The 13,930-nt window shown below is 63.4% G+C and carries 12 protein-coding genes and 1 tRNA gene; 5 read left to right on the top strand and 8 right to left on the bottom strand.

Going from position 1 to position 13,930, the window contains the following annotated elements; genetic code table 11:
- Positions 1–54: 54 nt before the first annotated feature.
- From ACYCCG_RS17425 to ACYCCG_RS17395, 7 genes are all read right to left on the bottom strand, one after another.
- Positions 55–1,026: a Csu type fimbrial protein gene (locus tag ACYCCG_RS17425; RefSeq protein ID WP_176683912.1), complete on the bottom strand. Its 972-nt coding sequence runs from the start codon at positions 1,024–1,026 to the stop codon at positions 55–57.
- Complete coding sequence (locus tag ACYCCG_RS17420) at positions 1,023–3,320, bottom strand: fimbria/pilus outer membrane usher protein (protein ID WP_392460400.1); 2,298 nt, start codon at positions 3,318–3,320, stop codon at positions 1,023–1,025. The genes ACYCCG_RS17425 and ACYCCG_RS17420 overlap by 4 nt, the downstream gene beginning before the upstream one ends.
- A 108-nt stretch (positions 3,321–3,428) precedes the next feature.
- Positions 3,429–4,205 (bottom strand): fimbrial biogenesis chaperone, encoded by a 777-nt coding sequence (locus ACYCCG_RS17415; RefSeq protein ID WP_339444615.1) that lies wholly within the window; start codon positions 4,203–4,205, stop codon positions 3,429–3,431.
- A gap of 40 nt (positions 4,206–4,245) precedes the next feature.
- Positions 4,246–4,749, bottom strand: coding sequence for a Csu type fimbrial protein (locus ACYCCG_RS17410; RefSeq protein ID WP_339535931.1), 504 nt, complete (start codon positions 4,747–4,749; stop codon positions 4,246–4,248).
- Positions 4,750–4,752: 3 nt separating this feature from the next.
- Positions 4,753–5,286, bottom strand: a complete 534-nt coding sequence (locus ACYCCG_RS17405) for a Csu type fimbrial protein (protein ID WP_209964917.1) — start codon at positions 5,284–5,286, stop codon at positions 4,753–4,755.
- Between the two features lie 18 nt (positions 5,287–5,304).
- On the bottom strand, positions 5,305–5,841 hold the full coding sequence (locus tag ACYCCG_RS17400) for a Csu type fimbrial protein (RefSeq protein WP_176683916.1): 537 nt from the start codon (positions 5,839–5,841) through the stop codon (positions 5,305–5,307).
- A gap of 30 nt (positions 5,842–5,871) precedes the next feature.
- Positions 5,872–6,399 (bottom strand): Csu type fimbrial protein, encoded by a 528-nt coding sequence (locus ACYCCG_RS17395; protein WP_339444617.1) that lies wholly within the window; start codon positions 6,397–6,399, stop codon positions 5,872–5,874.
- A 267-nt stretch (positions 6,400–6,666) separates the two neighbouring features.
- Between ACYCCG_RS17395 and ACYCCG_RS17390 the strand changes: the two genes are divergently transcribed.
- The 3 genes from ACYCCG_RS17390 to ACYCCG_RS17380 are packed head-to-tail and all read left to right on the top strand — an operon-like array spanning position 6,667 to position 11,791.
- The gene (locus ACYCCG_RS17390; protein WP_392519531.1) at positions 6,667–8,913 is read left to right on the top strand and encodes an ATP-binding protein; all 2,247 of its coding nucleotides are present in this window, start codon (positions 6,667–6,669) and stop codon (positions 8,911–8,913) included.
- Between the two features lie 15 nt (positions 8,914–8,928).
- The gene (locus tag ACYCCG_RS17385; protein ID WP_176683919.1) at positions 8,929–9,390 is read left to right on the top strand and encodes a response regulator; all 462 of its coding nucleotides are present in this window, start codon (positions 8,929–8,931) and stop codon (positions 9,388–9,390) included.
- A gap of 13 nt (positions 9,391–9,403) precedes the next feature.
- The gene (locus ACYCCG_RS17380; protein ID WP_459671282.1) at positions 9,404–11,791 is read left to right on the top strand and encodes a hybrid sensor histidine kinase/response regulator; all 2,388 of its coding nucleotides are present in this window, start codon (positions 9,404–9,406) and stop codon (positions 11,789–11,791) included.
- 116 nt (positions 11,792–11,907) lie between these two features.
- Here the strand turns inward: ACYCCG_RS17380 and ACYCCG_RS17375 are convergent.
- Positions 11,908–11,982, bottom strand: a tRNA-Gln gene (locus ACYCCG_RS17375).
- 259 nt (positions 11,983–12,241) lie between these two features.
- On the opposite strand from ACYCCG_RS17375, the gene ACYCCG_RS17370 reads away from it, so the two are divergent.
- Together ACYCCG_RS17370 and zapE are read left to right on the top strand one after the other, a co-directional pair.
- Positions 12,242–12,484, top strand: a complete 243-nt coding sequence (locus ACYCCG_RS17370; RefSeq protein WP_020193386.1) for a hypothetical protein — start codon at positions 12,242–12,244, stop codon at positions 12,482–12,484.
- A gap of 132 nt (positions 12,485–12,616) precedes the next feature.
- Complete coding sequence (gene zapE, locus ACYCCG_RS17365; RefSeq protein WP_459671279.1) at positions 12,617–13,687, top strand: cell division protein ZapE; 1,071 nt, start codon at positions 12,617–12,619, stop codon at positions 13,685–13,687.
- Positions 13,688–13,930 lie beyond the last annotated feature (243 nt).

Genomic DNA, 13,930 nt, shown 5'->3' with positions numbered 1-13,930 from the left:
TCGCGACACGCGGCGGCTCCTTCGGGGGTATTGACTGCCGCAGGGATGACGGGTTCAGAATTGCACATCCAATATCACACTGTCGGTATAGGTCGCAGCCGGCGGTGTCGCCTGATCGGTATAGACCTTGGCGTTGTAGTTGAACACCTGGCTACCCGTGCCGGTACCCACCCCGGGGTTGATGTCGGCATCCGTACTGGAACGCCTGGCAGCTCCTGACGCCCCCCAGCGCACGGTCCCGGCACTTTTGAAAATGTCATAGGCCAGGTAGTTGTTGGCCGAAGACTTCATCCGCCGCCGCCCACCCGACACGTTCTGCCCGTCATCCAGCCCTACCGTGTAGCTGCTGCCCTTGGTGCATGACACGTTTATGCCCTGGCTCACCGTGCCGAACCCCGCCACCACCGGTGCACTGGCGAAGCTGATGTCAGGCGTGGTGATCTGGCAATCGTTGGTCACCGTCAGGCTCACGTTCAAGAGCTGGCTACCCGAACCGATGTCGCGCCCAAGGCATATCCCTAACGCGCCAATCCCCGAACAATAATCCCAGCTCCAGGCCACGGTCAGGGCCTCTTGATACAACCCGGCCGCGACATTGCTGCCAATCTGGGTGCGCAGGTAGATCGGCACCGCCTTGGGTGTGGTACCGCCGAGCAGCCCCAGCAAGTCGAGGATGCCGTTGCGGGCGAAGTCGTAGGCCACACCGCGGGTAATCGGGTAGCGGGTGGTGTTGTCGGCATACAGCGTGTAGGGAATGACATCGCCTGTCGGGCCGATCAGCCCACCCGAGGCGGGCGTGATCGTGGCGTAGAAATGATCACCACTGCTGAGCAAGGTCAGCAGCGAACCGGTGCACTGCAACCCGGAGTTGAGGCTGGAAGCCGTCTGTACCGTGTTGCGAACCTGCGTTGAATTAAGGCTGCCAAACGCTGCCGGCAACGTGGCCACCGACGAACAAAGCGCCAAGGCCGTGCCACTCGGCAACAGCAGCACGCTCGCCACCAGGCCCCGCCGCCAGGCGCTCATCGGCACACCAGCGGACCAATCAGAGGGATCGAGCCTTGCGCTTCGGGCAGGTCAAACGCCACTTCGCAATGCCCACCCCCTTCAAGCGCCACCTGAAGGCGGTTATGCGACGACAGGTTCTCCAGGTACACCAACCCGTCCCACCCCACCACCGCCTGGGTGCCGCTCTCTGCGTGGGTGACACGGCTACCCAGTTTGAGCACCTGCTGGTTGCCATCCACCAATTCGACACTGGCCGCCATGACCCGCTTGAGGGGGAATTCCAGCAAGTAGCCACTGCCCCGTCGCACCGCTACACGCTGCTCAACGTCCGGCGCGAGGACATCCGGTGGCAGGTTCATGGGATCGATCTCGTACTTGCCCCGGTAGTAACCGCTGCTGTAAGGCACCAGCAAGTGCCCCTTGGCATCGGTACGGCCGATTTCCTGGTTTTCATAACGCACCGGTACATCCGCGTAACCTGCGGTGCTGACCACCACGAAGGCATCATCGATACGGTTGGCAGCGAACACGCCGGCATCCATCCACACCAGAGAACCACTGGCGTCGGCCCAGCGGGTCATCTCACCGCTGCTGCCATACACACCGGCCTGCAGTTGCACCGATTGCAGGCGCCAGGTGACGTCGGCCTGGCGATAGGCATCACGGTCGCTGCCTGCGGCATAGCCCAGGTTGTAACCGACGCCGACACCGGCTGGCACCGCACGGCTGTAGTTGACCCGTTGCAGGGTCTCGCCTTCATTGCTGCGTTCCATGCTCAGCGCCAGGGTGCCGTGCAGGTCGAACGGGATCACCAATTGCGCCTGCACCGCCCACTGGCTGTCACCCACTTCACGGTTGGCCGACAGGTACACACTGCTGCTGCCCCACAGTGGCTTGCTGTAGCTCAGGTTGATCAACCGGGTACGCGTACCGTCACCGGCGCGCACGTCGAAGTAGCCAGCGCCAATGCTGCCGTACTCGTTCAGGTTGACACTGAGGGTGACCTGTTCGCTGCTTTTGCTCAGTTGCATGTCCGGGGAGCCCACCCGACTCAGGTCGGCATAGTCGCCATGGCGTTGCAGGCGCTGGTAACCGAAGCCGATGCGCTGGCTGTTGTACTGGTAGCCAAGGGCGACCTGATGGCCCTTGTCGCCCTCGAACCGGCTTTGCGCCAAGGCAGCGTTGAGCACGCCAAAGTTGCCCATGCGCATGTTGCCGCCCAGCCCACCCAGCATCAGCGACTCAGCCGTTTCGGCGTGGGTTTCCAGGGTGAAGATGTCACTGAGCCCATAGCGCAAGCTGCCCGAGGCAATACCCGGCCCATAGCTGAAATCGCGTACGCCATAATCACGGCGCAGGCTGCCGGCGGCCACCGAGTAGTCCGACAGGCCCTTCTGCAGCAAGCTGCTGGTGACATAGAACGGCAAGGTGGTCGACACCTGCCGGCCAAGGGCATCAGTGGTGACCACCACCGCTTCCCCGGCACCGTTGATGAACGGCACGTTGGTCAGGGTGTACGGCCCTGGCTGCAGTTCAGTGGTACTGGACTTGAAACCGTTGATGAACAGGTCGAGCGACGTGGGCACCGCCGCTTCGCCGGCGAACGCAGGCAAGGGGTAAGTGACAAGATCCGGGCGCGCAGCGAAGTCGCGTGACAGCTGCACTCCGCCCACTCGCACCGAGCTGCTCCAGGGCAAGGCGCCCGTCACGAAGTCACCGGCTTCGTAGGTCAGCAGGCGCTGCTCGTCGGTAAAGCGCCAGGTGGTGTCGTAACGCATGAAGCCTCGGCGCGTATCGTCCGCCTGTGCGCCATTGAAAGACTGGCGCCACTGGCCGGTACTGGAGAAGGTACCCCAGCTGTCGAACAGGCGCAGCTCGTTCCAGGCGGCCAGGTAGGTGCCGCCTTCATCGGTGTCGTTGAGATACAGGTCATAGTTGAACAAGGCGCCGAAGCTGCTGCGCGCATCGCTGGCCGGGTAAAGGTTGCGATCACCCACTTGCTGTTCTGGCAACCAGGCTGGCGGCACCTGCAGCAGCAGGCGCTGGTTCTGACTGTCGTAGTCGGTGTGCAGCCCCGCGATGCTGTCCAGGGCCACCTCCCCCTGGGGGTTGCCCGGCAGCGAGACGCCAGCTGCACGCAATACGTCGCTGTCCAGGTACAAGCGCCCGGCCCGCTGCTGCACCGGTATCAGTTCAACCCTGGGCATCTGGTTCACCACCAGATCGAGGTAAAGGGTGGCCTCGGCGATGGCGGACATCTCCGTGGGCGGTGGGGGCAAGTCGTCGGCCAGCACCAGTGCGGGGCTGACCATGGCCAGCCCCAGGCACCAGCGGCACGTCGTCGCCGGGAGCCATTTCACACACGGTTTCCAACCATTGCCGGGTCCTCCCTGGCCCCTGCACTTCATTCAGCCGTTGGCTCATTGGCCTTGGCGGATGGCGTCCGCCGAGCGCTGACCATTGACCCTGCCCTTGAGCACGCTGACGCTGCCGGATGCCACGGGCGCCGGCCAGCGCATGCTTGCCCCCGGCAGCACATAGCCCAGCAGGCCTTCAGCCAGTGGCTTGCTTTGGCGGCCTTGCTGCACGACCACATCGGTCAGCCGCGCATGTACCGGGCCCGTGTTACGCAGTTCAATGTAGGGCTTGCCTTGCACCGTCACCGGGCGCCAACTGAGCTGCGGCTTGCCCACCCCCTCGGCGTTGCGTTTGCCTTCAGGGTCGGCCTTGCCCCACAGCCCCTCGCCATAGACAAACAGCGGCACCGAATAGCGCATCTGCAAACGAATGGCCGCCGTAGCCCCAGGCTCGGCCTTGTCGACCGGAATGGCGGGCGGAATCTCGTCGATGATGATGCGATAGGCCTGCTCCTGGCCGGCCGGTGAAGGGCCGGTACGGGTCAGGCGGATCAACTGCTTCTGCCCGGGAGCGATGTTGGCGACCGGCGGGCTGCCGATAATCTCGCGCTGCGCCTGGAACTGCTCCTTATAATCACCCTGACGCCAGGCGAATACCCGCACCTGCAGGTTTGCCGGCGCAGTGCCACGGTTTTCCAGCCACAACGCACCTGCCTTCTGGTCGGCCTCCAGCACCGGGTCGATCGGCCAGATCAGCACCGAAGTGGCCGCCCAGGCCGGCAGGCTTGCCAGCGACAACAATCCAGTCAATCCACGCGTCCACTTCGCGCCTGCCCGCATGCAGCTCTCCTTAGACACTTGTCATGGGTGGCACTGGCAGTTACCAGGTCACCGTCACTTGCACCACATCGGTGTAAGTCCCTGCCGGCTGCGTGCCGGTCAGTTGGACTCGCCCGTAGACCGGTAGCTTGATCGCCGTCGGGTCGGAATAGCTCACCGCCACGCTCTGGCCGATGCCCAAAGCCTGGGTATAGGCCGCGTCCCGGTACAACTGGTAGGCCAGCACTTGCGCACCACTGGTGCGCTTCAGGTTGCGTGTGCCACTGGCACTGTTTTGCCCGCCGTCCAGGCTCATGCTCATGGCCACGCCCGGCGTGCACTGGAACGTCACGGTAGAACCCCCCAGGGATGTGCTGAGCAGCCCCGTGGACAGCGCCGACTGCGAGCCATAATCGAGCGTGCCGTAACTGGTGACACCGCCTACCACCAGGCACCCGGCGACAACCTGCGCCGTCACCGTGAAGGTACTGGTGGTCACTGCCCCCAACGGGGTGGTCAACAACATGCTGACGCCAGTCAGGCCTCCTGCCAGCCAGCCGCGCATGGATCAGAACGACAGCTCGACCGAGATCGTGTCGCTGTAGACCCCGGCAGGCAGGCCCGCCTTGCCGACGGCCTTACCGTAAAGGTTGACCGTTTGAGCGGCGCCGGTACTGGTCGGCAGGGTGATGGTGTCGTCGACCGCCAGCAACGCCGTACGCCCAGCGTCGGTATAGAGGTCATACGGTACAAAGTTGCCAGAACCATCGGCGAGCGCCCGGGTGCCCCCGCTCGACTGGCCATCATGCAGGCCTGCACTCACTTTGATCACAGGCACCGTACCTGCAGAGCACAGGATGCTCATGGCGCCTCCCCCGCCTCCCAGCACCTGGGCATCGGCGGTGGCGAACAAGGCATCCTGGGTACCGAAGTCCAAGGCACCGAAGTCAAGCCCCGACGTGCCCGACGAGCCATTGACCTGGCACGCCGCAGTCAGCGTCAGGGTCGAGCTGATACTCCCCGTAACCGTGGCCGCCTGGGCCTGGGAAGCCAACGCCAGGCCCAGGCCTGCGAGGACGCAATATGAAAGGTTCGTTCGCATCGGAGTCTCCTTGCGTGGTTACCAGTCCAGGGTCACTCTGAGGGTGTCGCGGTAAAGCCCGGCCGGTAGCGCTCGTGGTTGCGCCACTACCACACCGTAGATGGGAATCGGTACTTGCTGGCTGCTGCTGATGGTGAAGGCCCGTGCCTGGCCGACGCCGTAGCGGCTGTTGCCGCCTGGGTCGACCGCCAACTGGTATGGAATCAGTTCACGGCCGTTGCTCAGGCGGCGTATGCCATCGTCGCCATTGAGGCCACCATTGATACGCACGTTGAAGGCCCGAACTTCAGGCGTGCAACTGATCTGCAAGCTGCCCTCACCGCCCACTTCGTCCACTTGGCTGCGCAACGGCTGGTCCCAGTTCGGACCGCGCTCGCCAAAGTCCATTACGCCTGGGTCACCCAGCACCGCCGGTTGCGTCTCGTTGCTGCTGATCTGGCAAGACGCGCTGATCACCAGCCGTGCCTGGATGAAACCGGTGGTGCTGCCATGCACCGCACCGCCGGGGATCAGCAGCGGGCCGAGGGTGAGCAACAGGATCGAAGTGCGGCTCATGGCATGGCGTCCTTGTGCATGGTGGCGTCACTACCAGGTAACGGTGACTTTGAGCAGGTCGGCGTAAGCCCCTGCTTCCGGCACCCAGGCCAATTTGTCGATACGTGCGTACAGCGGCAATTCAACCGAACCACTGCCCGGCACACGCGCCGACAGGGCTACCCCCACCGCCAGCGGCTCACGCCAGGCAGCGTCACGGTACAAGCGATAAGGAATGGGCCGCGCCAGGCGGTCGTGGCTGGCCAGATAGCGCAGCTCGCCGACGCCACCATGCTGGCCACCATCGACGCGCACCTGATAGGGCGTATACGGGTTGCACTCGAGCCGCGGCGGGCGCTGGCTCAGCAGCACGCCGCTCAAGGGCGCACCAGGGCCATCCAGGCGCGCCGCCGCACCCAGGTCGATTCGCCCCAGGGCCTGGGCTCCCGCATCGCGGGGCTGGTTGACCAGCATGCAGCCACGTTGCACCAGCACCCGAACTTCCACGAGGAAATCCGCAGCCACGGTACTGCCGCTGAACAACAGGCCGAACAGCACGGCCAGCATGCGCTCCGTCACCTTGTTATCCTTGTCGAGGTGTCTTGAACTGAGCGTAGCAGCGAGGCAGCGCAGCCGAAGTAGCACAAAGCCATTTTTTTGTATTAGCGACAAAGCGATACCGTGGTAGCAAAAAAAGCCTGTGCCGCACAGAACCCCTGGCCAACCCGTGCCTCCAATGGCCAGGAGCCGGTAAATGGGCCGGGATTCTGTTAGGGTGAATCGTACTCGTCCTGCGCCAGACACCTGTGCCGTACACGGACGGACATGACAGGAGCTTTTTCAATCATGACTGCAGACAACTCACTGGCAGATGCCATGGAGCGCTGTGCCCAGGAACCGATCCAGGTTCCGGGCAGCATCCAGCCTCACGGCTTTCTGCTGGTGCTGGATGCCACCGACCTGTGCGTGCTGCAGGCCAGTGAAAATGTCGAGCACTGGTTGGGCTTGCCAGCCCGTGAACTGATCGGTTGTCACTTCTCCGACCTGGTTCACGATGGCTTTGACCTGCACGCACACCTCTCACGGCTTCCCGAAGATGAGGTCTTCCCATTCCACATTGGCGACGTGTGCTTGCGCCAGGGCGCACCCGTCAGTGCCCTGCTGCATGTGCTGGTCCATTGCCACGACCAGGTGCTGATTGCCGAGTTCGAACCACCCCGCCTGCCAGCAGACCTGGCCGGGCAAGGTGACTATTACCCGTTGGTCCGCAGCTTTGTCGCCAGTCTGCAACTGGCCAGCAGTATCGAAGACCTGCTGCAGCAAACGGTGTTGCAGCTCAAGCGCATCACCGGCTTCGGGCGGGTCAAGGCCTACCGTTTCGATGCCGAAGGCAATGGCCAGGTGCTGGCCGAGGTAGCCGACCCGGGCTACCCCAGCTACGCAGGCCTGTGCTTCCCGGCTGCAGACATCCCGCGCCAGGCGCGCGAGCTGTACCGGGTCAACCGTATCCGCGTGATCGAAGATGCCAACTATCAGCCCTCGCCGCTGCTGCCCGCAACCAACCCGCGCACCGGCAAGGCGCTGGACATGAGTTTCGCTGTACTGCGCAGCGTGTCGCCCGTGCACCTGCAGTACATGCGCAACATGGGCACGCTGGCCTCGATGTCACTGTCGATCGTGGTCGACGGCGAGCTGTGGGGGCTGATTTCCTGCCACCATCAGCAGCCACGCCCGGTGGACCTGCGCACCCGCACGGCCTGCGAGCTGTTGGCCAGCGTGCTGTCGTTGCAGATAGAGTCCCGCGAGTCCCATGCCAGCACGCGCAAGCTGTTGGCGCTGCGCCAGCACATCGTACGCATGATCTCGTCCATGGCCGACCACGACAGCGTCAGTGACGGCTTGCGCGACCTGCCCCACGTGCTGCTGGCCTTCGCCGACGCCCAGGGCGCAGCAGTGATCTCGGCCGAGCGCTGCGACCTGATCGGCCAGACCCCGCCCGAGGCCCAGGTGACGGCGCTGGTGCACTGGCTCGGCCAACGTGACGAAGACAGCGTGTTCCATAGCGACAACCTGCGCCGTGACATCACTGAGCTGCCCGAGCTGGCAAAGCATGCTGGCGGGGTGCTGGCAGTGGCCATCTCGCAGATCCACTCGCACTACCTGCTGTGGTTCCGCCCCGAGCAGATACGCACGGTCAACTGGGCCGGCCAGCCGACCAAGCAGGTCGGGCCACAGGGCAACCTCGACCCACGGCACAGCTTTGAACGCTGGCAGGAAGAACTGCGCGGCTATTGCCAGGCGTGGGACCCACTGGTGATCGAGGGCGTGATGGAACTGCGCACCGCTGTGCTGGGCATTGTCCTGCGCAAGGCCGAAGAACTGGCACAGCTGGCTGGCGAGTTGCGCCGTTCCAACAAGGAGCTCGAAGCGTTTTCCTACAGTGTTTCCCACGACCTGCGCGCACCGCTTCGGCACATCGCCGGCTATACCGAACTGCTTGGCGAAATCGAAGGCGAGGGCCTGAGCGAACGCGGCAAGCGCTTCCTGCAGCATATCGGTGAAGCGGCGCACTTTGCCGGCAGCCTGGTCGACAACCTGCTCAACTTCTCGCAGATGGGCCGCTCGGCCTTGCGCCTGTCCGACGTCGACCTCAACGCCTTGGTCGAGGCCATTCGCAGCGAGCTGGCACCCGATTACGAAGGCCGCGCAATCGTTTGGGACATCGCCCCGCTGCCCAAGGTGATCGGCGACCCGGCATTCATCAACATGGCCTTGCACAACCTGATAGCCAATGCCATCAAGTACACCCGCGGCCGCCACCCTGCTCGCATCGGCATCAGTGCCGTACAGCACCCTGACGAAACCGAGGTCTGCATCCGCGACAATGGCGTGGGCTTCGACATGGCCTACGCCAACAAGCTGTTCGGCGTCTTCCAGCGCCTGCACCGCATGGAAGATTTCGAAGGCACCGGCATTGGCCTGGCGAGCGTACGCCGCATCATCGAGCGCCATGATGGTCGAGTCTGGGCCACTGGCCAGGTCGACCAGGGCGCCAGCTTCCACTTCACCCTACCCCGAAACACTGCTACCTGAGGCATCGCTACCATCATGCTCAAGCCCATTCTGCTGGTCGAAGACAACCCCCGAGACCTGGAGCTGACCCTGCTGGCCCTGGAGCGCAGCCAGTTGGCCAACGAGGTCATCGTGCTGCGTGACGGCGCCGATGCGCTCGACTACTTGCTGCGCCGCAACGCCTATGCCAAGCGCGACGACGGCAACCCTGCCGTGCTGCTACTCGACCTGAAACTGCCCAAGGTCGACGGCCTGGAAGTGCTCAAGGAAGTGCGCGCCACTGCCGAACTGCGCAGCATCCCCACCGTGATGCTGACCTCCTCGCGCGAAGAGCCCGACCTGTTGCGTGCCTACGAGCTGGGGGTAAACGCTTATGTGGTCAAACCGGTGGAGTTCAAGGAATTCGTCGCCGCCATCTCCGACCTCGGAGTATTCTGGGCAGTGCTAAACGAACCGCCACCCGGCTCACTGCGACTGAACCGTCGCGGTAGCAACTGAGGCCGCCGCGACGATGCAGCAAACGCCGTTGAAACTACTGATGGTCGAAGACAGCTCGATGGACGCCGAGCTTACCCTGATGCGCCTGGAGCGCAGCGGGCTGCATGTACAGTCGCAGCTGGTGTTCGACCATGCGGGTGTCGAACATGCCCTGCGCCAGGCCCGCTACGACCTGATCTTGTGTGATTGCGTACTACCAGGCTCGTCCGGCACCGAAGTGCTGGCCATCGCCCAACGCCTGGCACCCGACATCCCGTTCATATTCCTGTCCGGCATTTACGGTGAAGAGCACGCGGTGGAAATGATCCGCCTGGGCGCGACCGACTATGTGTTGAAGAAGAACCTGCCATTGCTGCCCAAAGCCGTGCGCCGAGCCCTGAGCGAAGTGCAGGAACGCCAGCGCCGTCGCCGCGCCGAAGAGGCCTTGGCGGACGTCGAAGCACGTGCTCGCATTGCCATCGACGCTGCCGGCATGGGCACCTGGGACCTGCGCCCGCAAGAGGGCCTGTTGCTGTGGGATGACCGCTGCAAGACCTTGTTCGGCCTGCCCACCAGCACCGAAATGAGCCTTGAAGTGTTCTACGCCGGCATCTACCCCGACGACCTGCCACTGGTGCGCGAGGCGGTGGAACATGCCATGCGCCCGGAAAGTGACGGTCATTACCGCGTGGAGTTTCGGATCGCCCAACCCAATGGCCTGGAGCCACGCTGGCTGCTGAGCAGCGGCCAGAGCCAGTTCGTCGATGATCAGTGCGTTCGCTTCTCAGGCGTACTGCAGGACATCCACGCGCAACGCCAGGCCACCCAGGCGCTGCGTCAGCTGAACGAGATGCTCGGCGAGCGGGTCGAGCGCCGTACCCGCGAACGCGACCGCGCCTGGGAGCTGTCGCAAGATTTGCTCGCCGTGCTGAACAAAGACCTGACCCCGGTCGCACTGAACCCCGCCTGGGAAGCCAGCCTGGGCTTCTCACGCGAACGCCTGAGCCAGTCGTCCTTGCTGCACCTGCTGCCTGAGCAGGACCAGGAACAGTTACTCACCGAACTGGCCGCCCTGTCCCATGGCCGCACCAGCGCACGCTTTGTCGGTCGCATCCTGCATGCCGGCGGCCAACAGCGCTGGCTGTCGTGGGTGGTGGTGCCGGAGGACACCCTGCTGTACGTGGTGGCACGCGACATCACCAGCGAGCGCGAAGCCGCCCTGGGCCTGGCAGATGCCAACGCCCGGCTGCGCGAACAGATCAACGAGCGCGAGCGCATCGAGGCCGCTCTGCAGCAGATGCAGCGGCTGGAAGCGGTCGGGCAACTGACGGCCGGCGTGGCGCATGACTTCAATAACCTGCTGACGGTGATACTCACCGGTGCCAGCTTTCTGGAGCGCGATCTGGCCAAGGCCGACCTGGACAAGGCCCGCACTCGCCTCACCCATATCCGCGAAGCGGGCGAGCGTGGCGCCAAGCTGACCTCACAACTGCTGGCCTTCTCCCGCCGCCAGCGTCTGGAGCCGGTGCCGCTGAACCTCAATCGTACCCTGGCCGGCCTGGAAGAGCTGCTGCGCCGCACCCTGGGTGGCAACGTCTCGGTGCGCCTGGACCTTGACCTGGCCCTGTGGCAGGCACTGACCGACCCCACCCAGACCGAGATGATCATCCTCAACCTGGCGATCAATGCCCGCGATGCCATGCCCGACGGCGGCCAGCTGACCCTGACAACGCGCAACACCCGTATCGACAAGCGCCCGCAACGTCCGGAAGACCCGGACCCAGGCGAGTACGTGATGCTGAGCATCCGCGATACGGGTTGCGGCATGAGCGAAGAGGTGCTGGCCAAGGTTTTCGAGCCTTTCTTTACCACCAAGGACATCGGTAAAGGCTCGGGCCTCGGCCTGGCCCAAGTATTCGGCTTCGCCAAGCAGTCCGGTGGCGGCGTGCGCATCGACACCACACTCGGTCGCGGTACCGAAGTGGCGGTATACCTGCCGGCGGTAAAAGAAGAGATGGTGAACGAACCCGTGGCAGCCGCGCTCAGTCAGCCGATCAGCGAAAGCGGCCATAATCGCACGGTGCTACTGGTGGACGACGACCACCTGGTGCGCGACATGCTTGGCGATGTGTTACGCCAATACGGCTACCAGGTGCGCCAGGCGCACAGCGGCGAACAGGCATTGGCATTGCTGGATGACGATATTGACCTGCTGCTGACTGATTTCGCCATGCCCGAGTTCAACGGCGCACAACTGGCGCTGGCGGCCCGCGAACGGTACCCCCACGTGCCGGTGGTGTTTCTTACAGGTTATGCGGAGTTGCAGGGGCTGGAACTGCCGGGCAGCCTGGTGATCCAGAAGCCGGTGCAGGCTGATGAACTGGCCAGGGCGCTGAACGGAATGCTGGGGATTGCCGGGTAATCCGGTACGGCACGAACCGCGCTCAGGAGGCGCGGTGGCGCGCAAAACCACACAAACGCGAAAACCCAGCGCTCATCTTTCCTGGCACTGGGTGAAGTACGTTTGAATCTGAAAAATGGCAGGGGCGGCTGGATTCGAACCAACGCATGGCAGGATCAAAACCTGCTGCCTTACCGCTTGGCGACGCCCCTGTATCGGATGCAGCGTTTGCTGCCCTGACAATTCCAAGTGAGTGACAACTGGGTTGTTGTCTTGGAATGCGCGGCACTTTAACAACAAACTTTCGGTCTGTGAACCCCCCTGATAAAAAAAATTGCCAAAAAACAGCGAGTTAGTCATTTCGGCTCTGGTGCAGCGACCGTCCGTCGGTTTCCGCCTGCCTCGCTTCAACACAATCGCATTCCGCACTTCCAATCAGATAAGCCCATTGCATTGACCAAGGAGGACCCCATGCCTGTCTCTCACGACCTCTACCAGGACCTGCACTACCCGCGTGAAATCGTCCAGCAGCGCCGCCAGCAGGACAAGGCGCTGGACCGCCTGCTGGACGAATACGTGGACATCGACAACCAGGTGCTGGCTGCCGAATCGATTTCGGCCGGTAACTTCGTCGACGAAGACCTGCGCCACCTCAAGGAGCGTCGCCTGGCGGTGAAGTACATGATCGAGCGCCAGCTGGAGCGCAAGGCATAGCCCGTACAGGTACAACAGGCGGTCAGACCTATCGCAAGAAGTGATGATTGCCCGGCACTTTCTCTATTAGTCAAAATGGCCGCCCTCGGGCAAGCTGCAGGCTGCCCCACCATCGCCCAAGGAGCGTTGCTTTTGTCTGCCTGGATCCCTACCCCGCTGCGCCAGCTTGGCCAACGGTTGCGCGGCACCGCCAATCAACAGAGCGAGCTGCTCGGCTGGTTCGAGGACAAGGCGCACAGCCGCGGTTATCAGCTGAGTGACGGTCAGCGGCGGGTAATCCACTGCATGGCCGAACAACTGAAGCAGCTTGAACAGGGCCAACCGCGCAGCCTGTACCTGTACGGCTCGGTCGGCCGTGGTAAAAGCTGGCTGCTCGATGGCTTTTTCCAGGCCGTGCCGATAGCCGCCAAGCTGCGCCTGCACTTTCATGACTTCTTTGCCCGCCTGCATCTGGGCATGCATCGCCACCGGGCGTTGGACGACGCGCTGGGCGCAACGCTGGACGAACTGGTGGGCGGCTGCCGGGTGCTGTGCTTCGACGAATTCCATGTGCATGACATAGGCGATGCCATGCTGCTCACCCGGCTGTTCAACGCCTTGTTCGCCCGTGGCGTGTACCTGCTGGTGACCTCTAACTATGCGCCCGAAGGGCTGTTGCCCAACCCGCTGTATCACGAGCGTTTTCTGCCGGTCATTCGCCTGATCAACAGCTCGATGCAAGTGCTCGAAGTCGGTGGCGACACTGATTTTCGCAGCTTGCCGGCCAACCGCGAGCATCAGCGTTTTACCCAGGGCCATTATGTCTGGCCGGGTGATGCGGCGCAGCGCCAGGCGCTGAACGTGCCGAACGAGCAACCGGTGATACTGGAGGTGAACAAGCGCCCGCTGCGGGCGCTGGCCGTCGATAGCCGGCGGGTGGTGCTTGGCTTTGACGATCTGTGCGAGAAGGCCACCGCGGTCATCGACTACCTGGTGCTGGCCAGGGACTATGACGAGTGGGTGATCGATGGGCTGGATGACCTCTCGGAGTGTTCGCTTGCGGCTCAGCAGCGCTTCGTCAACCTGGTGGATGTGCTGTATGACCAGGATCGGCGGGTGGTCGTGATCGGTAAACGACCGCTGGAAGAGAGCCTGGGCGGCCCACTGGCCGACCTGATGCGTACCCGCAGCCGGTTGGGGCAACTGCACCAGATTGCCCCCTGAGACTGCAGTGCCTGAGCCGGCCCTTTCGCGGGTAAACCCGCTCCTACAGACGGCCTGCGCCCAATCACCAATGTGTGTCCACCCCCGATAGGTGTAGGAGCGGGTTTACCCGCGAATACGGTGGTAGCTGCAACGATGAATGCCCAGGAATATTGGCCAGCAGGCCCGGCCCTTTCGCGGGTGAACCCGCTCCTACACGACGGCCTGCGCCCAAACACCAATGTGTGTCCACCCCCGATAGGT

The sequence above is a fragment of the Pseudomonas sp. VEM90 genome, from assembly GCF_054611535.1.
Note: the sequence above shows the minus strand (reverse complement) of the source record. Positions and strands in the feature narration are given on the sequence as shown.